The organism is Oceanisphaera sp. (assembly GCF_052084945.1).
GTDB lineage: Bacteria > Pseudomonadota > Gammaproteobacteria > Enterobacterales > Aeromonadaceae > Oceanimonas.
This window is the reverse complement of record NZ_JBQDEX010000012.1, coordinates 1-23,607: the sequence shown is the minus strand read 5'-3', so window position 1 is coordinate 23,607 and position 23,607 is coordinate 1. Positions and strand designations below refer to the sequence as shown.

General features: G+C 48.0%; 20 protein-coding genes and 1 riboswitch. Of the genes, 11 read left to right on the top strand and 9 right to left on the bottom strand.

Annotated features, from left to right (window positions below):
• Positions 1 to 265: 265 nt before the first annotated feature.
• Both ACTHY5_RS02265 and ACTHY5_RS02260 read right to left on the bottom strand, forming a co-directional pair.
• Positions 266 to 1,888: a methyl-accepting chemotaxis protein gene (locus ACTHY5_RS02265; RefSeq protein ID WP_441875807.1), complete on the bottom strand. Its 1,623-nt coding sequence runs from the start codon at positions 1,886 to 1,888 to the stop codon at positions 266 to 268.
• A 168-nt stretch (positions 1,889 to 2,056) separates the two neighbouring features.
• Positions 2,057 to 3,445 (bottom strand): NAD(P)-binding domain-containing protein, encoded by a 1,389-nt coding sequence (locus tag ACTHY5_RS02260; RefSeq protein WP_441875805.1) that lies wholly within the window; start codon positions 3,443 to 3,445, stop codon positions 2,057 to 2,059.
• A gap of 311 nt (positions 3,446 to 3,756) precedes the next feature.
• Between ACTHY5_RS02260 and ACTHY5_RS02255 the strand changes: the two genes are divergently transcribed.
• Positions 3,757 to 5,418, top strand: a complete 1,662-nt coding sequence (locus ACTHY5_RS02255) for a phospholipase D family protein (protein WP_441875802.1) — start codon at positions 3,757 to 3,759, stop codon at positions 5,416 to 5,418.
• Between the two features lie 28 nt (positions 5,419 to 5,446).
• Here ACTHY5_RS02255 and ACTHY5_RS02250 read toward each other — a convergent pair whose 3' ends face one another.
• Positions 5,447 to 5,848, bottom strand: a complete 402-nt coding sequence (locus tag ACTHY5_RS02250) for a TM2 domain-containing protein (RefSeq protein WP_441875799.1) — start codon at positions 5,846 to 5,848, stop codon at positions 5,447 to 5,449.
• Between the two features lie 250 nt (positions 5,849 to 6,098).
• Between ACTHY5_RS02250 and frdA the strand changes: the two genes are divergently transcribed.
• Genes frdA through frdD form a run of 4 tightly spaced genes read left to right on the top strand, consistent with a single transcriptional unit; the run spans position 6,099 to position 9,368 of the window.
• Positions 6,099 to 7,898, top strand: coding sequence for a fumarate reductase (quinol) flavoprotein subunit (gene frdA, locus ACTHY5_RS02245; RefSeq protein ID WP_441875796.1), 1,800 nt, complete (start codon positions 6,099 to 6,101; stop codon positions 7,896 to 7,898).
• A complete protein-coding gene (locus tag ACTHY5_RS02240) occupies positions 7,895 to 8,611 on the top strand; it encodes a succinate dehydrogenase/fumarate reductase iron-sulfur subunit (RefSeq protein WP_441875794.1) in 717 nt (238 codons plus the stop codon). The genes frdA and ACTHY5_RS02240 overlap by 4 nt, the downstream gene beginning before the upstream one ends.
• Complete coding sequence (locus tag ACTHY5_RS02235; RefSeq protein ID WP_441875791.1) at positions 8,611 to 8,994, top strand: fumarate reductase subunit C; 384 nt, start codon at positions 8,611 to 8,613, stop codon at positions 8,992 to 8,994. Before ACTHY5_RS02240 ends, ACTHY5_RS02235 begins: the two co-directional genes overlap by 1 nt.
• On the top strand, positions 8,991 to 9,368 hold the full coding sequence (gene frdD / locus ACTHY5_RS02230) for a fumarate reductase subunit FrdD (RefSeq protein ID WP_441875788.1): 378 nt from the start codon (positions 8,991 to 8,993) through the stop codon (positions 9,366 to 9,368). The genes ACTHY5_RS02235 and frdD overlap by 4 nt, the downstream gene beginning before the upstream one ends.
• Before the next feature lie 54 nt (positions 9,369 to 9,422).
• On the opposite strand, the gene ACTHY5_RS02225 is transcribed toward frdD, so the two are convergent.
• The 6 genes from ACTHY5_RS02225 to menA form a co-directional block, all read right to left on the bottom strand.
• Complete coding sequence (locus ACTHY5_RS02225) at positions 9,423 to 10,190, bottom strand: thiazole synthase (protein ID WP_441875786.1); 768 nt, start codon at positions 10,188 to 10,190, stop codon at positions 9,423 to 9,425.
• Between the two features lies 1 nt (position 10,191).
• Positions 10,192 to 10,395: a sulfur carrier protein ThiS gene (thiS, locus tag ACTHY5_RS02220; protein ID WP_441875783.1), complete on the bottom strand. Its 204-nt coding sequence runs from the start codon at positions 10,393 to 10,395 to the stop codon at positions 10,192 to 10,194.
• Positions 10,392 to 11,177: a HesA/MoeB/ThiF family protein gene (locus ACTHY5_RS02215; protein ID WP_441875780.1), complete on the bottom strand. Its 786-nt coding sequence runs from the start codon at positions 11,175 to 11,177 to the stop codon at positions 10,392 to 10,394. The genes thiS and ACTHY5_RS02215 overlap by 4 nt, the downstream gene beginning before the upstream one ends.
• A 1-nt stretch (position 11,178) precedes the next feature.
• Positions 11,179 to 12,687 carry a thiamine phosphate synthase gene (thiE, locus tag ACTHY5_RS02210; RefSeq protein ID WP_441875777.1) on the bottom strand — a complete coding sequence of 503 codons (1,509 nt, stop codon included), beginning with the start codon at positions 12,685 to 12,687 and terminating at the stop codon, positions 11,179 to 11,181.
• The gene (thiC, locus tag ACTHY5_RS02205) at positions 12,684 to 14,675 is read right to left on the bottom strand and encodes a phosphomethylpyrimidine synthase ThiC (RefSeq protein WP_441875775.1); all 1,992 of its coding nucleotides are present in this window, start codon (positions 14,673 to 14,675) and stop codon (positions 12,684 to 12,686) included. The genes thiE and thiC overlap by 4 nt, the downstream gene beginning before the upstream one ends.
• Before the next feature lie 79 nt (positions 14,676 to 14,754).
• Positions 14,755 to 14,860, bottom strand: a riboswitch (TPP riboswitch).
• A gap of 174 nt (positions 14,861 to 15,034) precedes the next feature.
• A complete protein-coding gene (gene menA, locus ACTHY5_RS02200; protein ID WP_441875772.1) occupies positions 15,035 to 15,913 on the bottom strand; it encodes a 1,4-dihydroxy-2-naphthoate octaprenyltransferase in 879 nt (292 codons plus the stop codon).
• Positions 15,914 to 16,092: 179 nt separating this feature from the next.
• Here menA and ACTHY5_RS02195 point away from each other — a divergent pair, with 179 nt between their 5' ends.
• From ACTHY5_RS02195 to cysA, 6 genes are all read left to right on the top strand, one after another.
• The gene (locus tag ACTHY5_RS02195; protein ID WP_441875769.1) at positions 16,093 to 17,025 is read left to right on the top strand and encodes an o-succinylbenzoic acid (OSB) synthetase; all 933 of its coding nucleotides are present in this window, start codon (positions 16,093 to 16,095) and stop codon (positions 17,023 to 17,025) included.
• Between the two features lie 72 nt (positions 17,026 to 17,097).
• Positions 17,098 to 19,062, top strand: a complete 1,965-nt coding sequence (locus tag ACTHY5_RS02190; protein WP_441875766.1) for an exoribonuclease II — start codon at positions 17,098 to 17,100, stop codon at positions 19,060 to 19,062.
• A 752-nt stretch (positions 19,063 to 19,814) separates the two neighbouring features.
• Positions 19,815 to 20,819, top strand: a complete 1,005-nt coding sequence (gene cysP / locus ACTHY5_RS02185; RefSeq protein WP_441875763.1) for a thiosulfate ABC transporter substrate-binding protein CysP — start codon at positions 19,815 to 19,817, stop codon at positions 20,817 to 20,819.
• Between the two features lie 3 nt (positions 20,820 to 20,822).
• Positions 20,823 to 21,665 (top strand): sulfate/thiosulfate ABC transporter permease CysT, encoded by an 843-nt coding sequence (gene cysT / locus ACTHY5_RS02180; RefSeq protein ID WP_441875761.1) that lies wholly within the window; start codon positions 20,823 to 20,825, stop codon positions 21,663 to 21,665.
• Positions 21,665 to 22,507 (top strand): sulfate/thiosulfate ABC transporter permease CysW, encoded by an 843-nt coding sequence (gene cysW, locus ACTHY5_RS02175; protein ID WP_441875759.1) that lies wholly within the window; start codon positions 21,665 to 21,667, stop codon positions 22,505 to 22,507. The genes cysT and cysW overlap by 1 nt, the downstream gene beginning before the upstream one ends.
• 6 nt (positions 22,508 to 22,513) lie before the next feature.
• Positions 22,514 to 23,605: a sulfate/thiosulfate ABC transporter ATP-binding protein CysA gene (cysA, locus tag ACTHY5_RS02170; RefSeq protein WP_441875757.1), complete on the top strand. Its 1,092-nt coding sequence runs from the start codon at positions 22,514 to 22,516 to the stop codon at positions 23,603 to 23,605.
• Positions 23,606 to 23,607: the final 2 nt, after the last annotated feature.

Below are 23,607 nucleotides of genomic sequence, written 5' to 3'. Positions count from 1 at the left end.
TTAGTTTGGCTAAAAAGTTAGGAAGCGATCGAAACCGACAGTAAGGATCGAGAGAAAAGTGATAATTCAGCAGCGTGTAGCAAGCAAGTTCGCGAGCCATCCATAAGCTACACCGGACATTGGCCGGGCCTTTGATTAAAATGAATGCATATCATAATAAGCACAAAAATAGCACTGGCAAGACTAACTCATCGCTTTTAGCCCGCGAGTACCAAGAAAAATAGTGGCCTTATGCCTGAAAATAACCCCATAAGACCACACGGCTTTACACCTTAAAATGACCCACCTGGCTTTGTAATAACTCCGCAAGTCTTGCCAAGTTACCACTAGAATCACGGGTTTGCTCGGTGCCGTCACTCACTTGCAAGGTGACATCATTAATATTGGTGACATTACGGTTAATTTCTTCGGCTACCATTGATTGTTCTTCCGCAGCACTAGCAATACTGGTATTCATATCGCGAATGCGCGCCACGGCAGCGGCGATTTTTTCTAGCGCTTGGCGTGCGTCAGTTGCAGATTGCACACTATTATAGGCTTGGTTTTGCCCTTGCTGCATCACCTCAATGGCATTACGCGTGCCCTGCTGTAACTGCTCTATCATACTGTGAATTTCTTCTGTAGCCCCTTGGGTACGTTGGGCAAGGTTACGCACCTCATCGGCCACCACCGCAAAGCCTCGCCCTTGCTCACCGGCGCGTGCGGCTTCTATAGCCGCATTAAGTGCCAATAGATTGGTTTGTTCAGCAATACCACGAATAACATCCAATACGCTGCTAATTTGGTCACTGTGATCGCCAACCACTCCCATGGCCTGAGCCGCTTTTTCTACCTCTCGAGCCAGCTCATCAATACTGCTTTCAGTGTGGGCTACCACACGACTGCCTTCTTGTGTGGCACCATCAGCCTCTTGTGCCGCGTCCGATGCCGACAAGGCACTTTGTGCTACCTCTTGTACTGTCGCGGTCATTTCATTCATGGCGGTTGCCACCTGCTCAGTTTCTACATGGTGGCGCTGTACTGAATGGGTGGATTGTTCAGTAATTTTTTCTAATTGATCCGCTGCCGCAGCCACTTCACCTGTAGAAGTCGACACTTCTTGTACCAGTTTGTGCACTTTATCAACAAAGGTATTAATGCTAGTACCCATTTGAGAAAGTTCGTCGTTGCCGCCAAGGTTGAGCCTTTGCGTTAAGTCGCCGTCACCGGCCGCTAATTCATTAATCATAAATTGCGCTCGACCAATACGCAGCCTAAGGGTCCGTGCCATACTCAAGTTAACAACTAGCACGACTAACATCACTAGGCCACCAAAGAGTACACCACGAAAATAAGTGCTATCCACTTGCTCTTGCATGCGCTGCTGCGCCAGGGTGGCGGCTTCTTGCTCTAAGCTGATCAGTTTTTGTAACTCAATACGGATCACTCGCCACGCAGGGTCTTCTGTTTCTGCCAAAATCTTTGCTGCTTGTTCACCTTGACCACGCTCAGACAAATCAAGCACTTGCGCACGGGTCTCTTTTACTGTTGTCCATTGCTCAGCGATTACACTTAGGCTAGCTAGTTGCTCCGCACTTAATTGCGGCCCTTGTTGCAACTGGGCAAGGGTGTCCGAAAATTCGTTGCCCGAGCTGGCCACAACTTTATTGGCCATGGCCAGCGCGGGGTTAAATATTTTGTTACGTGCCGCTATACCTGCGAGTAAACCATCGCCATACATACGATTGAGCGCTTCTACACGAGGTTGATTGACCTCTAAAAAAGACACAAACTCATTACGCACCTGCTGTACTCCTTGCAGGGTAAAGCCTAGCGTGGCGGCAATCAGCACCAAGGTCAGCAAAACCGAGGTGATCATTTTGGCGCGAATGGTAGACAAAGTGAGCATAACCTTCCTTTTATACGTCTTAATATAGAGATTGGACTCAGTATGACCGAAGCCTATAGCAAGAACTTTGATTTCGCTCGTCTTTGATCACAAAACAGATACTTTCATATAATAAAAAGCCTGCCCTATAAAGGGCAGGCTTTAAAAATATTATTTGTAAGGCAATATTTAGTCGAATTTATCTAAGCTGTTGCTTTCAATAAAATCAAGTGACATAAAACTTTCTAGCGAGTCACCTTTAATATCTAACCAAGACGCCGGCAACTGAGTGGCCATGGTGCCTGTTACAGTAGACGGATAGATATTTTCTCTAAACGTCATAATATTTTCTTCTTTATGACGTAACCAAAGCTTAAACAACTCTGCTTGCTCTTCTACTGCAAACTCAGGGTAGTCAGTTGGCTTAAGTAAGTCTCGAATATAGCTACCCTGAAAATCAATTGATTCATTACAGTTAGCTAGTTGCTCGTGTCGTGCTAACCACGACTGCATATCTTTTAAGCGCTCATCTGCCTCAGGTACCGTAATTTTACCCATAATCGCATCACGTGCATACCAAGCTTGGGCATCAAACATGTTAAAGGTGTAATACTGATCCTGCATACCCAAGTAAATCAATTTAGGATTAGGCTGAAAGAAAATACCTTTATATAGGTTATCTGGATACAAGCAATTATGAGTCTGTAAACGCAGTGAGTCGGGTAAAAAAGGAAAGTGGAACAAGTAACCCGTGCACATGACGATAGAGTCAAACTGCTTAGTACTGCCATCAGCAAAGTGACCAATATTACCCTCAACATGAGTAAGCAGTGGTCGCTCTTCCATACCCTCTGGCCAGTCAAAGCCAATAGGGTTAGAACGGTACGAAATGGTTACCGACTTAGCACCATACTTGTAACACTGTGAGCCAATATCCTCTGCCGAGTAGCTTGCCCCTACTAACAGAACATTTTGGTCGGCAAACTCCAACGCATCCCTAAAGTCGTGAGCATGTAACACACGACCCGGAAACAGCTCTAAGCCTTTAAAATACGGCATATTAGGCGTAGAGAAGTGACCGGTGGCCACTACCACATAGTCAAACTCTTCAGTTTCTTGCTGGCCTGTTTTATGGTTCATGACGGTAACAGTAAACATTTTGCTGCTTTCGTCATAAGCCACCCACCGCACTGGGCATTCAAATCGGATGTATTTAGAAATGGCCTGCTTATCAATGCGACCCATAATGTAGTCTTTAAGCACGGCACGCGGCGGATAGGATGGAATGGCCTGACCAAAGTGCTCATCAAATGAGTAATCTGCAAACTCTAGGCACTCTTTAGGGCCGTTAGACCATAAATACCGATACATGCTGCCATGGACTGGCTCGCCATTTTTATCTAAACCCGTACGCCATGTGTAGTTCCACATGCCGCCAATATCATTTTGCTTTTCATAACAGACGATTTCTGGCAGGTTTTCTACCCCTGCTCTACGAGCCGCCTCAAACGCTCTTAATTGCGCCAAACCACTTGGGCCTGCACCTAATATCGCTATTTTCTGCTGCTTCAAGATCATCTCCTTTAATGCAATAACCTTGCCATTGTAAAGGATTTATCACTTAATTTACAAATAAAAAAGAAATTTGTACTAAAAGTAGCCAAATGGAGCAGTTTATTTAAGCAGCAAATATTAACCAATCATCTTATTACTCACCTATAAACTGTATGCTTTTCAACCTACATTCAGCTATTAATACTGTTTCATCATTTGATGACTTGCGCCAAAAGTGTGACGAGCCTTGCAGAAAATACAGAAAAATAACGATTTTATAGCGCTTAGCTCACACTATAACCGCTAATTTAGCAGCTAAATAAGGCGTCATTCGCTTGCTCAAACTGAGCGTCACTAGCTGCATCTTTTACACCAAGCTAGGTATACTGGCGTTATCAATAACCCCGCTTATGACAGTTGAAATACATCGTATGAAATACTTTATTCCCCTCTTATTGCTGTTGAGCACCGCATTAGTGGGTTGCTCAAGTCAGGCTCAAGTAGCGCGTACATTAAGCGTTGCTCCCACACACACTCAAGATACGCGCTTAGGTAAAGGGATTGCCCAAGAAGCCCAGCACCATAATGCGCCATCTGGCTTTCATTTGCTGGGTAATGGACTAGATGCTTTTGTAACACGCTTATTGTTAATGGAAGCGGCAGATCAAACTTTAGATGTGCAATATTATTTGTTTCATGACGATGCCACCGCCAAGTTGTTTACGTATCACTTGTTACGTGCTGCTGACCGTGGTGTAAGAGTGCGCATGTTATTGGATGATTTTGGCCACTATGGTCAAGAAAAGTTCTTTGCCGCCTTAATTCAGCACCCTAATATTTCGATTCGACTCTTTAACCCCTTTGCCAATCGCGCCATGCCTTATCTGGACTTTTTAACCAGCTTCTCGCGGGTAAATCGGCGTATGCACAATAAGTCATTTATTGCCGATAATCAGGCTGCCATTATTGGAGGCCGCAATATTGGTAATACCTATTTTGCCGCCGACCAATACGCTAACTTCTCTGATCTTGATGTATTAGGCGTAGGAGATTTTGCTCCCGATGTTTCCGCCGCTTTTGACTTATATTGGAATCATCAACTGTCTATTCCCATACAAGAGTTTGAACGCGCCGCCCATCCAACCGCTCTTTCTGTAGTGCGTACTCAATTAGAGACCGCCAGTAAGAGTGCACATAGTCGCGCCTATTTAGCACGTTTGGCCTCGTTGCAATTAGTAGAGCAACTTAAGCAAGGGCAAGTTGAGTTACATTGGGCGCAGTCTGATCTTGTTTATGATGCCCCCGATAAAATTCTTAATGCCACCGATAATAATACCGGCCATATGGCACCAGCACTGAACGCACTACTCAGCGACGTAGATCGCGAAGCGCTCATTGTCTCGCCCTACTTTATTCCTGGTCACAATGGTGTAGCAAGTTTTGCCAATTGGATTCAATCTGGTGCTAGCGTGACCATTTTAACCAACTCTCTCGCCGCCAATGATGTGCCAGTAGTACACGCAGGTTATGCACGTTATCGCCAGCCATTAATAGATGCTGGTGTAGAGCTATGGGAATTACAACCCAGCGCTAAAGCGGCTAAAAAACGTAAACAAGATAAAGGACTGCCCGGCTCATCTAAAGCCAGCTTGCACGCCAAAACCATGATTTTTGACCGCGATACTCTGTTTGTAGGCTCGATGAATCTAGATCCGCGATCTATCAACTTAAATACCGAAATTGGCGTATTAATTTATAGCGAAGAGCTGGCAGAATTTGCCAGCCAAGTCATGTTAGCCGAGCTACCCGACCATGCTTGGCGACTCGATACGAAAGAAAAAAACGGCTTTTTGGGGCGCTCTAAGCAATTAATTTGGCTAGATGAATCGACTCAACCCGCGACCATTATTAGCCACAGCAGTGAGCCCGAAGCCGGCCGTTGGAGTCGCTTTCAAGCATGGCTATTTGGCTACTTACCTTTAGAGTCAATGCTTTAACTGACAGCTTAGCGCAGTCCGAAGAGCTTTAGCCATAACGTCGTGATTTGCGGTTAACTTCGTCGATTTGCGTATTAAGAGTACAAAAATCGTAAAGATATCCAAGTAGAAACAAACCGCCAGTAAAAAACCAAAGAATGGCGGTAATCCATTTGCCCATATATAAACGATGAATGCCAAAGATGCCGAAAAAAGTCATCAATATCCAAGCAATACTATAATCAGTAGATCCCGTGCTATAACGCTCATCTGCATCTCTGTCCATGGCGGGAATTAAAAACAGATCCACAATCCAACCGATAAAAAACAATCCCAGAGTCAGAAAATATACAGTACCGCTCACCGGACGGCCGTAATAAAAGCGATGAGCCCCCATAAAACCAAAAATCCATAAAATGTAACCAATCACTTTGCTGTGTGTGTTATTCATTGTTATTCCACTCCCCTGTGTTATTTACTTCTATATTTTAGCTTACGCTTAGCGCCAGATAATCACCACATTAAAACCATATTAAGCGTACGCCGACGTCGTAAGTCCCATATTGTGCGCCATGCCTAATAGTTACAAATAATCTGATGCAGACTTGTTTGGTATCAAGACGACAATAGGTGCCTTTGATAGACTGACAAAATATAAGGTTATTGGCAGCCAAAGTGCGTAATAAGGGATGAGCGTAATAATGAAGCAGCATGATGTTGATGTACTGGTGGTAGGCGGAGGCGGAGCGGGCTTAAGAGCGGCTATTGCTGCTGCAGAGCACGCACAAAAACAAGATAAAGCCATCAGCATTGGCTTGGTCTCTAAGGTATACCCTATGCGATCCCATACGGTGGCAGCAGAAGGCGGTGCCGCCGCGGTGACCCGTGATGACGACAGCTTTGCCGCACATCTTGAAGACACCATAGCGGGAGGCGACTGGTTAGCCGAGCAAAGGGTAGTAGACTATTTTGTACGCCATGCGCATCAAGAGCTGGTGCAAATGGAGCGTTGGGGCTGCCCTTGGAGCCGACAAAAAGACGGCTCCATTCAAGTACGCCGTTTTGGCGGCATGAAAATTGAACGTACTTGGTTTGCCGCTGATAAAACCGGCTTTCATATGCTGCACACATTATTTCAAACCTCATTACGCTTTTCTGAAATAAAACGCTTAGATGAGTTTTTTGTACTGGATCTGTTAATCGATAAAGAGCAGGCAGGTAATGAGCGTATTGCCGGGATTATCGCCCTAGAAATTGCCACCGGTGAGCTGCACCAAATTCGCGCTAAATCCGTTATTTTAGCCACGGGCGGCGCGGGCAGATTATTTCGCTTTAACACCAATGGCGGCATTGTGACCGGTGATGGCATGGCACTGGCGTATCGCCATGGCGTGCCCTTGCGCGATATGGAGTTTGTGCAATATCACCCCACAGGCTTACCGGGATCAGGCATTTTGATTACTGAAGCCTCACGGGGTGAAGGCGGTTTAATGCTTAATAAAGACGGCTATCGTTATTTGCAAGATTACGGCTTAGGGCCAGAAACCCCCGTCGGCCAACCTAAAAACAAATACATGGAATTAGGCCCCAGAGACAAGCTTTCCCAAGCTTTTTGGCATGAACAACAAGCCGGTCGTACCGGAAAATTTGGTGACAGCGATGTGGTGTATTTAGACTTGCGCCACCTGGGTGAAGACTACTTACACGAACGCTTACCCTTTATCTGCGAACTGGCAAAGTCTTACGTCAATATCGACCCTGTTACTCATCCCATCCCAGTACGCCCAGCAGTGCATTACACCATGGGCGGCATCACTACAGACGCACACTGCGAGACTCAGATTAAGGGGCTTTATGCCGCAGGCGAATGTGCCTCTGTGGGTCTACATGGAGCTAATCGCTTGGGCTCTAACTCCCTCACCGAGTTATTGGTGTTTGGGCGCTTAGCCGGTGAGCAAGCAGTGGCACATGCGCTACAGCAAGAACATAGTCCACTGTCTGATCTCGCCCCACAATGGCAAGCACAGCAAGAGCGCTTAACGCAACTGCGCCAACATCAAGGACAAGAAAGTTGGGTGGCGATTAAACGCGAACTCTTGATCACCATGGAGCAAGGGTGCGGTATTTATCGCGACCAAGCAGGCATGGAGCAAACACTGGCTACCATTCGCCAGCTAAAAGTGCGCTATCAAGACGTACACTTAACTGATAAAAGCCACGCTTATAACACTGAGCTGTTGCAATGCATTGAAGTGGGTTTTGGGCTGGATATTGCCGAAGCCACCTGTTTAGCGGCACTGGAACGGCGTGAATCTCGGGGCGCTCACCAACGACTAGATGCTGATTGCAATACCCGCAACGACACCGACTTTTTACAACACAGTTTGGTTTACTACCAGCCTAATGCCGATGCCACTTTAGCTTGGCAAGCCGTAGATACCTCATTATTACCCCCTGCGGTTCGTGCTTATGGCGACGCCGCTAAAGGAGCAACCTTATGATGACCATTAGTGTGGCTCGTTACTTGCCTGAAACCGCAAGCACGCCCTTTGTGCAAGACTTTCAGGTGCCATACGACGACAGTACTTCGGTATTAGATGCGCTCAATTATATTAAAGAAGAGTTAGACCCAAGCCTCAGTTTTCGCTGGTCATGTCGTATGGCCATTTGTGGATCTTGTGGGGTGATGGCCAATGGCCAACCTAAGCTGGGCTGCAAAGCCTTTTTGCGCGACTACCCCAATGGCCTCTTGCTCGAGCCATTAGCGCATCTGCCCGTAGAACGCGATTTAATCGTCGATATGGAAGCTTTTTTAACGCACCTTGAAGCCGTTAAGCCCTACCTGATTAGTGATGAGCAAAACGCTGTTGAGCCCAATAAACAAACACCGGCACAAATGGCCAAGTATCAGCAGTTTTCTGACTGCATTAATTGTGGTTTGTGTTATTCCGCCTGCCCACAGTTTGGTTTAAACCCCGAATTTTTAGGCCCCGCGGCCATCACACTGGCGCACCGCTATAACTTAGATAGCCGCGATCAGGGTAAAGCGCAACGCATGCCACAACTTAATCGCGAGCAAGGAGCCTGGAGCTGTACCTTTGTTGGTTACTGCTCTGATGTATGCCCACAAAAGGTAGACCCTGCTGCGGCTGTTAACCAAACCAAGGTGGAATCAGCTAAAGATATGCTGATCCAACTATTTAGGGGGAAATAATGAGTTATCGCCCAACACTATCCAGAACCTGGTGGCTAAAAAATAATGCGTTTAAAGCTTATATGCTGCGCGAGGCCACCGTATTACCCCTAACGTTTTTCTTGCTATGTTTAAGTGCCGGGCTCTATAGCTTGGGCCAAGGTGAAAGCCAATGGCAAAGCTGGCAAGGCTTGATGGCGCTACCGCCGGTGCTAGCCATTAATGGCCTTGCTCTGTTAGCCAGTTTGTTTCATGCATGGACGTTTTTTGAGCTTTTTCCGCGGGTAATGCCGATTCGTATTGGTAGCAAAGTACTCCCGCCCACACTGTTAATTGCTGGCCAATGGCTGGGCGTATTTATGATGATTTTATTATTTGGTTACTTGTTTGGAGGCGCACAATGAAACCAGAGACGCAACAAACCACAGCAGCCAAGACCATCAAGCGCAGCGATGAACCTATCTGGTGGGCATTATTCAGTGGCGGCGGCATTTGCTTTGCCATGTTTATTCCCGCGGCTGTGCTGTTTTTTGGCTTATTTTTGCCATTAGGCTTAATAGAAATCAGCTATCAGCAAGCTCATGCTGGGCTTGTTAGTTTTTGGGGGTTGGTATTTATTGGAGCCTGTATTGTGCTACCCGCATTTCATGCCGCCCACCGTATTCGCCACGGTTTACATGATTTAAAGGTGCGCCAGCATGGTCTAGTAAAAGTGCTCAGCTATGGCGCAGCCACGTTATTGAGCCTATTTAGCCTTGGCATTTGGCTGTGGGGATAAAAAAAGCCCCTAACTTAGGGGCTTTTTCATTAATCATGCGCAAAGGCGTTAAGTCTACTTTTGAGAAAAGTTCGTTAATGGGCTGGTTGCTTGCGCGTGTTGGCTCTTGCTTGGCAGACCGGCCAAGTGTGCTTGGCGACCCGACTCAACCGCCAATTTAAAAGCTTGCGCCATGGCAATGGGATCCTTCGCCGTGGCAATTGCAGTATTAACCAAAACGGCATCCGCCCCTAACTCCATGGCGAAAGCGGCATGACTCGGTGCGCCTATACCGGCATCAACGATCACTGGAACATTGGCCTGCTCGATAATAATTTGCAGAAAATCATTCGTCACTAAGCCTTTATTGGTGCCAATAGGCGCGCCTAATGGCATAACAGCGGCACAACCGGCTTCTTCTAATCGCTTGCACAATAAAGGATCGGCACTGCAATAAGGCAGTACAATAAAGCCTTCTTTCACCAAAATTTCTGCCGCTTTCAATGTCTCTATTGGGTCAGGCAACAAATACTTAGGATCAGGGTGTACTTCGAGTTTCACCCACTTAGTGCCCAAGGCTTCACGAGCCAAGCGCGCGGCAAATAAAGCTTCTTCTACTGTGTGCGCACCTGCGGTATTTGGCAGTAAATGTACGCCCAATTCCAATAGTGGCGGCAAAATATCGTCGCTGTGATTAACCAAATCGACCCGCTTCATTGCCATGGTGACCATCTCTGAGCCACCGGCATAAAAAGCGTCTTTCATCTGCTGACGGTTGGCAAATTTACCGGTTCCGGTAAAAAGACGAGAGTTAAAGGTTTTATCGGCAATGGTAAGACTCATGTTAGCCTCCGGCTATGGCGTGAAATAGGGTAATATTATCGTTTGCATTTAGGGTTTGCTCAGCCCACTGGCTACGCGCAACCACTTCTTTATTCAGTGCCACTGCCACTCCCGGCTTATCTTGCTCAAGTTGTAGCAATAGCTCGGCAAGGGTAATGCCTTCGGTCAACATCATGGTTTTATCATTTAGTGTTACTTGCATCATTTCTCTCCCTTGAGTCCACATACCGGGCAAGCAGGATCTTTAGGCACCCGCAAGCCGTGCCAACTATGATGTTTGGCATCAAACAGTTTTAATTCACCCCAAGGCACTACGCCCGTTTCGGTAAAATATTTAATGGCTTCTAACGCCTGTAGCATGCCCATGGTGCCGACCACAGGGCCAATCACCCCAGAGTTACTGCAATTCAGTTGCTCACCTATCTCTGTGCCATACAAGCAGCGGTAACAGCCATGATCGCGCTTAGGATCGAGCGCCAGCAGTTGCCCTTCAAAGCGAATGGCCGCACCTACTAGCAATGGTGTGTTGGCGCCGTAGCAGGCGGCATTAAGCTGCTGGCGAATTAATATATTGTCGGTACAGTCCAAAACCAAATCGACTTCCGATACAAATTCTGGCAGGTTTTGCTCATCCAGCTTGTGATTAATGGCGATCACTTCCACCTCGGGATTGAGCTGTTGTAGCTTAATACGCGCGGTTTCTGCCTTACTTTGCTTTAATGAGTCCATATCATACAGGGTCTGGCGCTGTAAGTTACTCATCTCAATGTGGTCAAAGTCAGCAATCCATAACGTACCTACACCTGCCGCAGCCAAGTATTGTACAGCAGGGGAGCCAAGCCCCCCTAACCCAACGACCAATATAGAAGCCTGCTTAAGCTTGAGTTGGCCGGCTTCGCCAACTTCCTCAAGCAGTAAGTGTCGGCTATAACGCATAAACTCGCTGTCGCTAAGTTCATCAACACCCAGTTCGCCATCTTTCAACATATTAGCCCTCCACCAAGGCCAGCAAGTCACGGGTGGCAGCTTCGGGATCCGCAGACTCCGTAATGGCGGTCACTAAGGCTATGCTCCCAATGCCAGTTTCAGCTACTAATGGCACTCGATCTCGGCTAATACCACCAATGGCCACGAGCGGAAACTCTTGCTCCATTAAGGCGACATAACGATGTAAACGCTCAAGCCCTTGCGGACGTGACGGCATGTCTTTGGTCTTGGTCGGGAAGATATGCCCCAGTGCTAAGTAAGAAGGTTTAAGTTCACGGGCACGCAGCATTTCATAATAGCCGTGAGTCGATAAACCAAGCTTAAGACCTGCAGCGCGAATCGCTTCAAGATCGGCAACTTCTATGTCTTCTTGACCTAAGTGCACGCCATAAGCGCCAAACTTGATGGCCGAACGCCAGTAATCATTGATAAACAAACGGGCATTAAACCGCTTGCCCAGCTCAACGGCGGCTTTAATATCTGCTTCTACCTCGGCATCGGTTTTATCTTTAATACGTAGCTGTAAGGTACGCACGCCCCAGTTAAGCAGTTGCTCTAGCCATGCCACGCTGGTGACCACCGGATATAACCCCAACTTCAAGGTATCCATGGCCGCAAATTCAGCGCTTGGATGTGGGCCACTGATCCCTAATTGTTCAGCCAACGTCGAGCCCGGCATTACCACAGTAGGGAAGTCATTCAACGCTGTCGGCCAACCTAAATGAGCCACAGGCCCTGGGCCTGTTCCTACTCCCTCAGCAGCGGCTAAGCCTTGGTTGACATAGGCTTTAGCCAGCACTAGCGCATCTTCTATCGGGTAATCTAGCGCAATAGCCGTGGCAATGGCCGACGACAAGGTACAACCTGTGCCATGGCCATGGGGAGTGTCTATTCGGGGGCTAGCCAGCCAAATTTCTCGCTCACCATCGGTATAAAAATCAATGGCCTGAGCACCGGCCCAATCTAAGTGCCCGCCTTTAACCAAGACAGCGCGCGCGCCCATTTCTAACAAGGCTGCGGCGCCGGCGCGCACATTGTTAGCAGAGTCGGGCGTAATGCCCGACAAAGCAGCTAATTCAATGGCATTAGGGGTGATCAGGTCAACTTCTGCTAACAAATGCTGTTTTATTGCCGGCAAAAGGCTGGCTTCTGCCATCGCCTTACCCGTGCTGGCAATCGCCACTGGGTCGAACACCACATACGGCTGCCACTGGCGACGATACTCGCGCAAGTAACGCGCCAGCACTTCAGCCCGCAAGCCTCCGGGCAATAAGCCAATTTTAATGGCTTTTGCCGGCATATCCGTGGCTAATGACACCAATTGATTAGTAAAAGCCTGCATAAGCACAGGCTCAACCATGGACACTGCAACCGAATTTTGGGCAGTCACAGCAGAAATAACCGAGCAGCCGTGGCCGCCCAGTGCGTGAATGGTGTGCAAGTCGGCCTGTATTCCAGCGCCGCCGCCCGAATCAGAACCGGCAATGGTCCAGACTATGGGTCTTGTCATAGCAATTCTTTCTCCAGTTTATCCGCTTGGTGATAGAGCTCACCGCCGCGCTTTTTGAATTCTTCAGACATCTGTGCCATGCCCGCGACTATTGTTTCATGCTCACCATTGATATCGACCATCTGAATCGCAATGGCTTCTTGCTCTGCTGCATACTCGCGCACTTCTTGAGTAATTTTCATTGAGCAGAACTTGGGGCCACACATAGAGCAAAAGTGAGCCACTTTGCCTGATTCTTGCGGTAATGACTCATCATGATAATCACGCGCTGTTTGAGGGTCTAGCGACAAATTAAACTGATCTTCCCAGCGAAATTCAAATCGTGCTAACGACAACGCATTATCACGAATTTGTGCGCCAGGGTGCCCTTTGGCTAAGTCAGCAGCATGGGCGGCTATCTTATAGGTAATTAAGCCCTGCTTCACATCTTCTTTATTTGGCAGTCCCAAATGCTCTTTGGGCGTGACGTAACACAACATGGCACAACCGTACCAACCAATAAGGGCGGCACCAATACCAGAGGTAAAGTGATCGTAACCCGGGGCAATATCTGTGGTAAGTGGGCCTAAGGTATAAAATGGTGCTTCATGGCAATGCTCTAATTGCTCTTCCATATTGCGCTTAATCATGTGCATGGGCACATGGCCTGGGCCTTCAATCATCACCTGAACATCATATTCCCAGGCCACTTTTGCCAGCTCACCCAAGGTATACAACTCGGCAAACTGAGCCTCGTCGTTAGCATCGGCCACTGAGCCTGGGCGCATACCATCACCAAGTGACAGAGAGACATCGTAAGCGGCACAAATCTCACAAATATCGCGAAAACGCTCATATAAAAAGCTTTCTTTATGATGCGATAAGCACCACTTGGCCATAATAGAGCCACCACGCGATACAATACCCGTCACCCGTTTAGCCGTCATAGGTACATAACGCAGCAACACACCGGCGTGAATAGTGAAATAATCAACGCCTTGCTCGGCCTGCTCAATTAAGGTGTCGCGAAACACTTCCCAGTTTAAGTCTTCCGCTACGCCGTTCACTTTTTCTAGCGCCTGATAAATAGGCACAGTGCCAATGGGTACAGGGCTGTTACGCAAAATCCATTCGCGAGTTTCGTGAATATTACGACCGGTCGACAAGTCCATTACGTTATCAGCCCCCCAGCGGGTGGCCCATACTAACTTTTCGACTTCTTCCTCAATCGAGGACGTTACCGCCGAGTTACCTATGTTAGCGTTAATTTTCACCAAAAAGTTACGGCCGATAATCATAGGTTCAGATTCGGTATGATTAATATTGGCGGGAATAATGGCGCGCCCTTCGGCCACTTCTTTACGCACAAACTCTGGTGTGATGTTCTCGGGTAAATGCGCACCAAAGCTTTCACCTTTATGCTGTTGTAACAGCATTTCATCTCGCACTCGTTCGCGGCCCATATTTTCACGAATGGCAATGTATTCCATTTCTGGGGTGATAATACCTTTGCGTGCATAGTGCATTTGGGTTACGCAATGACCCAGCTTTGCTTTACGGGGCTTGGGCATATGCTCAAAGCGCAAGTGATCGAAACCCTCATCGGCCATACGCTCTTGGGTAAAATCGGAGCTCACCTGAGCTAACTCGACGGTATCATCTCTATCGATAATCCACTGGCGACGCAGCTGAGGTAGCCCTTGGCGTACATCTATGTTCGCCTGCGGATCACCATAAGGGCCAGAGGTGTCATAAATAGGCACTGGCGCATTAGGCTCAAGAATGGGGTTGGCTTCAGTACCGCCTTTCAAACTATCGGCAAGGTGAATTTCACGCATCGCCACCTTTAAATCAGGGCGCGAGCCTTGCAGATAAATTCGTTTAGAATTAGGAAAGTGCTCACCTTTAAGGTTATCGATAAAGGCTTGTGCTTGGCTGCGAACTTCACGGCGGTTTATTTTTTTAGCCGGTTTTTGAGTCGTTACTTCTGTTGGTTTTGCTGTTGACATAGCTATCTCACTTGAATCCATTTTTGGTGAAAAAGCTTGTCAGGAGTGTTGATGAAAAAATTGGCAGAGGAGGAAAGACGCCAACTTCTCACTTGCTTCCCTTACACAGGTATTAGCCTGATCAGGTTCAACGGATCCCACAACTTTGTGGTCTCAGCCCATATAGAGCACTCCGACAAGATAGCCTCTAGTAAATCAGATCCAGATCACAAAAGCAAAACTGAACAAGCGAAAACGTCTTACGTTATACGCTGAACGTTAAACGCAACGACTCAACCTACCTGCTGCGCAGGATCAATAGCTTAAGCGTTGCACTACAAAACTTTCTGTTTATCTTTAGCGTATGGCGTAAAACGCTATTACCAAGCTAACCCCAACGCCAGTAATCCACAAAACAGTAATGCCCCTCGGGCAGTGAGTGCTAATGCCTGATTTAAAACATGCCCTCGTTGAGTCAGCACCAACCGCACAGCTTTACTTAATGGCCACAGTGCCAGCAAACTTAAAAAACCAACCCCTTGCATAATTTGACTGCCCGCCAGCACGGCCACCGCCAATAGCAACAGCTGATAAAGTCGTGCACCGGCCAGCCCTAGCCGCAAGGCCAAGGTGCGTTTTCCTGCCACCCCGTCTGCCTCAAGATCGCGAATATTATTAATATTCAGCACAGTTACCGACAATAAGCCCGAAGTTAGCGCCGCCCAATAGGCAGTTGTACTCAGTTGATGCTGCATTAAATAATGGGTGCCCAATACCGCCACAGGGCCAAAAAAGATAAACACCGCAATATCACCCAAGCCTAAATAACCATAAGGACGACTGCCTAGGGTATAACCTAAGGCCGCCAGCAGCGCCAAGGCCCCTAAGGTAATAAAGCCCAACCAAGCACTGATATTGCTGCCCAACGCCTGCCACAATAATAATAACCCCGACACCACCGCCAGCAGACCCACCCCCTTGATGGCGCCTTGTAATTGCACGGCACTCACTTGCCCTGATGCTAATACCCGGGTGGGACCGGTGCGGGCACCGGAATCTGTGCCACGCACCCCATCGCCATAGTCATTGGCTAGGTTTGATAATATTTGCAGTAATAAAGCGGTAGTGAGTGCCAGTAGTAATACGAGGCCATTAACACTGCCCGCCTTAGCCGCACTGCCGGCGCCTAATAAAATAGCGGCCAATGTTAACGGCAGTGTTTTAAGCCGAATAGCTAATAACCAAGAGTGTAGCGACATGGAGCTTCTATCTTTTAACTGAGTGAATGCAATGGGTTATGGTAACTAAGTCAGATTCGTTATGCTTTAACTAATATCAATATAAAGGCGCTAGTCAGCACCTTTTCAAGATGTTACTTTTATGTGAAGATAAAAATGTACTCCCGTCATAAACGGTCAGCTTATTTGGATAACACACTATGCACATCACAACGTATCGCTACCAGCTGCCGTTAACCATGGCGCGAGTAATTGATAACACCACCTTAGTGCAGCGCAGTGGTTTTTATATCAATATAAACGGTTTTTGGGGCGAAATTGCCCCTCCCCCCACCGCATCTGATGACGCCTTATTAGCCATAGAGCAAGATTTACGCCTCGCTTGCCAACGGCTACGTAAAGAACTGCCCCATGGCGCCACCACAGCCGCGGTGCAATTTGGTCTCGACTGCGCCTTAGCCCGCGTGAGCTCAGCCATGGCCAGAGATGATGACTCTGCCCCTAGTTTGCCATTATTAGAAGGCCCCAGAGACCCCATAGTGCGTGCATGGCGCTGTCGCAGGGTACAACCTGATCGTGCTTGGCTAACACTAACGGGCGATGTGCAATATGATGCGGGACTCGTGCGAGAGCTGTGTGTATTAGCACCGAATGTGCGTTTAATATTAGATGCCGGTGGTCGTTTAACACCCGAGCAATTATTAGGCTTGTGGCAACGCATTGACGGCCACCGTATTGATTGGCTGCTCGACCCTGCATCTGATATTGCCACCGGGCAACAGCTTGCACAGCAATATCAACTGCCAGTTGCCTTTGATTTAGTGCGCTATTCAACCGCCGGCACTTTGCCTGTTGCGACTCCCTTTGCCGAGCTTAACGCCATTGTCCTTAGACCCGCAGAAATAGGCAGCTTTGATCACTGCCAGCAATTATTGCAACAGGCTCATCGCCAAGGGCTAGAAGTTATCATAGGGGACAGCTTACACACTCGCTTAGGGCAGCAGCAGCTCGCACGCTTATCACATACGTGGAATCCTGGGGTTGAAGCAGCATTGGGGCGCTGTCGTTATGTATTAGATACTCAGGTTAATGACCTAGGGCAACCCGACATTACGCAGCTCACCCTCGCCTAAGGATTAAGGACTTCTTGGCTTTAAGGGGGTAAATCCGTATAGTCAGCTGCATATTTCGACAGGTTTCTAACTATGTTTCAAAACAACCCCCTATTAGCTCAGCTAAAGCAGCAAATGCGCGAAGACCTTCCTATTAAAGAAGGTGTTGTAAAAGGTACCTCTAAAGCGTTTGGCTTTTTAGAAGTCAGCGACAAAGAAAGCTACTTTATTCCACCGCCCCACATGAAAAAAGTCATGCATGGCGATCATATTACCGCCATTGTGCGCACCGAAAACGATCGTGAGCTGGTAGAACCAGAAACCCTGATTGAAGCCGGTGTTACACGCTTTGTTGGTCGTGTTAAGTGGTTTCGTGACCGCTTAAATATTGTGCCCGATCACCCCTTAATGAAAGACGCCATTAAAGCCCGTGCCGCCAAAGGCATAGATGAAAAAAGCTTAAAAGAAGGCGACTGGGTACTGGGTGAACTAACTCGCCATGCGCTAAAAGATAATGGTTTTTTCGCCAATGTTGTGGAAGTTATCGCCGGCACTCACGATCCTATCGCCCCTTGGTGGGTCGTATTGGCCCGAAATAAGCTTGCCAATCAAGCTCCTGAAGACAGCAAAGACTGGCAACCAGTAGCAGAAACGCTAACGCGCCGTGATCTCACCGATGTGCCTTTCTTTACTATCGACGGTGAATCAACCCTAGATATGGATGATGCACTGAGCATTAAACGCCTAGAAAACGGCTGGGAATTGTTAGTGGCCATTGCCGATCCAACGGCTTATGTGGCGCATAACAGTGACATGGATAAAGTTGCCGCCGAGCGTGCCTTTACCGTTTATTTGCCTGGTCGTAACATTCCTATGCTGCCGCGCACCTTGGCTGATGAGCTGTGCTCGCTACAAGAAGGCGTTGAGCGTCCGGTATTATGTGCCCGCCTATTGATTGATTTTGATGGCAAGGTGGATGATAACGCCGAGTTTTTTGCCGCAACCATGCGCTCGCACGCACGGTTAAGCTACGACCAAGTGTCTGACTGGATTGAAGAAGTGGGTGATTGGCAGCCAGCGACTGAAGACATAGCTGAGCAACTGCGCCAAATGAACGAATTCACATTAGTGCGCAATGCTTGGCGCGCCAAACACGCCATAGTGTTTAAAGACAGACCCGATTTTCGCTTTGCACTGGATGCCGATAGCAGCGTAACCGCAATCTTGGTTGATTATCGTCGCATTGCCAATCAGATGATTGAAGAATCAATGATTGCTGCCAATTTAGCTTGTGGTAACTGGCTAAATGAGCGTATTGGCACCGGTATTTTTAACGTGCATACAGGGTTTGATCCCGAGAAAATGGACGGTCTAACTGAGCTATTACAAGCTCACGAAGCCCCCTTTGATCCAGCCAACTTATCCACTTTGGAAGGCTTCTGTGCTCTGCGTCGTTGGGTAGATGAGCGCGAAACCAGCTATCTTGATAGCCGCACGCGTCGTTATCAATCCTTTGCCATGATGAGCCCAACACCAGGGCCACACTTTGGTTTAGGCCTAACGGCGTATGCCACTTGGACCTCACCTATTCGTAAGTATGGTGACATTGTTAACCATCGTTTAATTAAAGCGATTTTAGCCGAGCAGGCTCACGACACTTTTGTGCCTAATGATGAGCTGGCTGTGCATTTATCAGAACAGCGCCGCATGCACCGTCGTGCCGAGCGTGACATTGCCGATTGGTTATATGTGCGCTTCTTGCAACCAGCGGTTGCCGAGGGCAAGGTGTTTGACGCTGATATTGTGGACGTTAGCCGAGGCGGCGTACGTTTACGCTTGCAAGAGAACGGCGCGGGCGTCTTTATGCCATCGTCACTGATCTTTGCAAGCCGCGATCGTTTAGAGTGCAGTTGGGACAATGGCCGTGTCTACTTAGACAAAGAAACCTTGTATGAGTTAGGCCAAACAGTACAGGTTATTATCACCGAAGCCATTGAAGACACCCGCTCATTAATTGCTAAACCGGCACAACCTATCTCACCCGCCGCCCCGCAATAAGGCGACAGTGTGATAGCAAAACAACAATAAGGCCTGCAACGCAGGCCTTTTTTGTTTAATAACGGTGAGGCGTAAAGAGTGAAGCGGACGAGATAAGTTACAAATCTTCAAACCTAGATCTATCTTGGCCACGGAATACGCGGAAAAATAGAGATCAGAGCTAACCAACAGCGCTGCTTAGGTGTTATTTTTATGCCGTCTTCCTGAACTCGATTCAGGATCTCGTCTTTAGGCTTTAACATAAAAGCGAGATACCGGAGCAAGTCCGGTATGACGATATAAAGATAAAATAAAAAGCTAGGTTGCTTCGCCGGATGGTAAATCTAAAAATCGTGTGGCACGTTACCTAAAATCGGTCGACTGAAGGCGACCCTACGGGGTCGGAATTTACTTAGCTCTTACCAATAAAGTCTCTTAGTACTTTTCTATCTTATCTCACCTTAATTTTTTCGTGCTTATCGTGAACAGAAAGTCGTGGATTCCGTTGCAAAATATCTAGTCTCGTTTTTTGTTTTCTTAACTTGGCTATGCCTTTTTTAGCTGACCGCTTACGGCTTCAAGCGTACCGCTGCCCTTCGGGCCCGTGTTTGTCTTTTAGCTTGGTGCTTGGCGCCGGGCGCTCGGCGCTGTTCCTATCCATTATGCTCCCCCCTGCTTACGTATACTTAAAAGATATATAAAACACCTTATCAATTACTTATAGATCTATTAGACTTACTTCATCAACATTATTCATGTTCTTGGAGTTCATTATGCGCAAATCTGTTATTGCCACTTTGTTACTCACTGCCGGTTTAAGCGCAGTGGTGCCCGTGCAAGCGAAAGAGCTGCTGAACAGTAGCTACGACATTGCTCGCGAATTGTTTGCTGAAATTAACCCTATTTTTATTGAACACTGGGAACAAGAAACCGGTGAAAAGCTAGCAATCAAACAAACACATGCCGGCTCCTCTCGCCAAGCTCAGGCCATCTTGCAAGGCTTGCGTGCCGATGTGGTCACTTACAACCAAGTCACAGATGTCGATGTGTTGCATCAAAAAGGTAAGCTGATCCCCGAAGATTGGAAAGCCCGCCTGCCTAACGACAGCTCGCCTTATGTATCAACCATGGCGTTTTTAGTGCGTAAAGATAACCCAAAAAATATTAAAGACTGGAACGACTTAACCCGCGACGACGTACAATTGGTGTTCCCTAACCCTAAAACCTCAGGTAATGGCCGTTATACCTACTTAGCGGCTTGGGGCGCTGCCGATAAACAGTTTGATGGTGACCAAGAAAAAATTCTTGAGCACATGGGTAAGTTGATTAAGCAGGTTGCGGTATTTGATACTGGCGGCCGAGGTGCCACTACTACCTTTATCGACCGTGGTATTGGTGATGTGCTGATCACCTTTGAGTCTGAGGTCAATAATATTCGCGACTTATACGCAGAAGACGGCTATCAAGTGGTGGTGCCTTCGGTTGACGTGCTGGCAGAATTTCCAGTGACTTGGGTAGATAAAAACGTCAAGCGTAACGGCACCGAAAAAGAAGCGAAAGCCTATTTGGAGTTTTTATACACCCCAGTGGCACAGCGTATTTTGGCGAACAACTACTATCGCGTAAATGATAAAGAAGTTGCGGCTGAAGTGGCGGATAAGTTCCCAGAAACCGAGCTATTTAAAGTAGAAGACGTCTTTGGCGGCTGGGAACAAGCCATGCAAGATCACTTTGTTAGTGGCGGTACCCTAGACCAGCTACAAGCGAAAGGACGCTAATTAATGGCGGCGCTCTTGGGATCATCTAAGCGAGTGTTACCCGGCTTTACCTTAAGCTTGGGCACCAGCTTATTGTTTGTCAGTCTTATTATCTTGCTGCCATTAACCGGCTTGATCATAAACACCAGCCAAATGGGCTGGGCACAATACTGGCAAGTGATTAGTGACCCTAGAGTAGTGGCTACCTATAAAGTCACCGCCAGCGCCGCCGCTGCAGCCAGTTTATTCAATATGGTATTTGGCCTATTAATGGCCTGGATTTTAACTCGCTATCGCTTTGCTGGCCGCGCCCTACTCGATGGCCTTATGGATCTCCCCTTTGCCCTGCCTACCGCGGTGGCCGGCCTGACCTTGGCTTCATTATTTGCCACTAACGGTTGGTACGGCGAAGGGTTAGCTGAGTTGGGCATTAAGGTGTCTTATACTTGGGTCGGCATTGTGATTGCCATGATTTTTACCAGTGTGCCCTTTGTGGTGCGCACCGTACAACCGGTATTAGAAGACTTGGGGCCAGAGTATGAAGAGGCTGCTGCCACCTTAGGGGCTAGCCCGTGGCAAGCCTTTTATCGCGTGGTATTACCCGAGCTGAAACCCGCTCTCATTACCGGCACCGCCTTATCATTTACTCGCAGTTTGGGGGAATTTGGTGCCGTTATTTTTATTGCCGGCAATATGCCTTGGCAAACTGAAATTACCTCTTTGATGATTTTCATCAAGATACAAGAATTTGATCATGCCGGCGCCAGTGCCATCGCCAGTGTGGTGTTATTGGCCTCTTTCGTGCTGCTCTTTGCCATTAACGGTATACAAAGTCGCTTTATGCGCCGCGTACGAGGTAACAGCTAATGGACACATCGTTAACTTTAGCTCATCGCTCGCGCCCCTGGGGCCGCTGGCTGCTAATAGCCACCGGAGCTGTACTCTCCATTCTGTTATTAGTGGTGCCGCTGCTGGCTATTATTGCCGGTGCTTTTGCTGCTGGTGTGGGAGGCGTATTAGAAAACCTTAACGATCCCGACATGCTACATGCCATTGGCCTTACGCTGATGGTGGCCGCACTGACAGTGCCCATTAACTTAGTATTTGGTACCTTGTTAGCTTGGTTAGTCACCCGCTTTAATTTTCGTGGCCGCCAGTTATTACTGACCTTAATGGATGTGCCCTTTGCCGTGTCCCCTGTGGTGGCTGGTTTACTCTATTTGCTGATGTATGGCGTTAATGGTCCGGTAGGTGGCTGGTTTGACGAACACGACATGCAGCTGATGTTTGCTTGGCCGGGCATTGTTATGGTGACAGTGTTTGTTACCTGTCCTTTTATGGTACGTGAATTAGTGCCATTAATGAGTAGCCAAGGCACCGACTCAGAAGAAGCAGCCGTTTTACTTGGCGCTACTGGCTGGCAATTATTTCGCAAAATTACCCTGCCTAATATTCGTTGGGCGCTACTGTACGGAGTGATCTTAACCAACGCCCGTGCCGTAGGGGAATTTGGTGCCGTGTCTGTGGTATCGGGTGGTATTCGCGGCGAAACCAATACCCTGTCGTTGCATGTCGAATTATTGCATCAAGACTACAACGCTGTGGGTGCCTTTACCGCAGCCGCCTTATTAACGCTAATGGCCGTTATCACCTTATTATTTAAATCTTATCTTGAATGGCGCCTGCACAGCGCCGAAGAGCAGGAGTAATCCAGTATGAGTATTCACATTGAGGGTATTCACAAGTCCTTCGGCAAAACCCAGGTATTGCATAATATTAATCTCGACTTGCCCAGCGGCCAGTTGGTGGGTCTATTAGGCCCCTCGGGATCGGGTAAAACGACGCTGCTGCGTATTATTGCGGGATTAGAGCACGCTAATCGTGGCCGTATTCATTTTAACGGTACTGACGTGACTGACTTACACGCGCGCGATCGTAACGTGGGTTTTGTGTTTCAAAACTACGCATTATTTCGCCACATGACGGTGTTCGATAACATCGCCTTTGGCCTTAGCATTATGCCTAAGGCGCAGCGCCCGGCTAACAGTGAAATCAAACGCCGAGTCACCGACCTGTTAGAGATGATTCAACTATCCCATGTCGCCGATCGCTTTCCGGCCCAGCTATCTGGTGGTCAACGCCAGCGCGTCGCGTTAGCCCGCTCGCTAGCAGTTGAGCCAAAGGTATTGCTGCTTGATGAGCCTTTTGGTGCACTGGATGCCCAAGTGCGTAAAGAGCTGCGTCGTTGGTTGCGTCGTTTACACGATGATCTACATTTTACGAGTGTTTTCGTTACGCACGACCAAGAAGAAGCATTAGACGTGTCTGATCAAGTGGTAGTGATGAGCCAAGGACATGTGGAACAAATTGGCTCACCTGATGCGATTTGGCAAGAGCCCGCTAGCCGTTTTGTGTTGGAATTTTTGGGAGAAGTGAACAAAATTAACGGTGATATAACAGGTAGTCGTTTTAAAGTCGGCCATTACCCATTGCAATTACCCATTGCCAGCCATAAACAAGGCGCGGCTAGCTGGTATTTACGCCCACACGAAGTGAGCTTAAAAACACAAGCGGACGCCCAGCACCCCTTGCCGGTACTGGTGACGGATGTGAATGCCCGAGGTAGCTTAGTGCAGCTGGAATTAGAGCCCAAAGATTGGCCAGGTGAGCTGATGGAAGCCCAGCTACCTCATCAGCATTTAAGCGGTGTAACCCGCGGGCAAACTCTATATTTAGGCAGCCAAGGCGGCCGCCTCTACCTAGGCGAGCAACAAATCACCGACAGCCATATAGCGCTGACCGCTTAAAA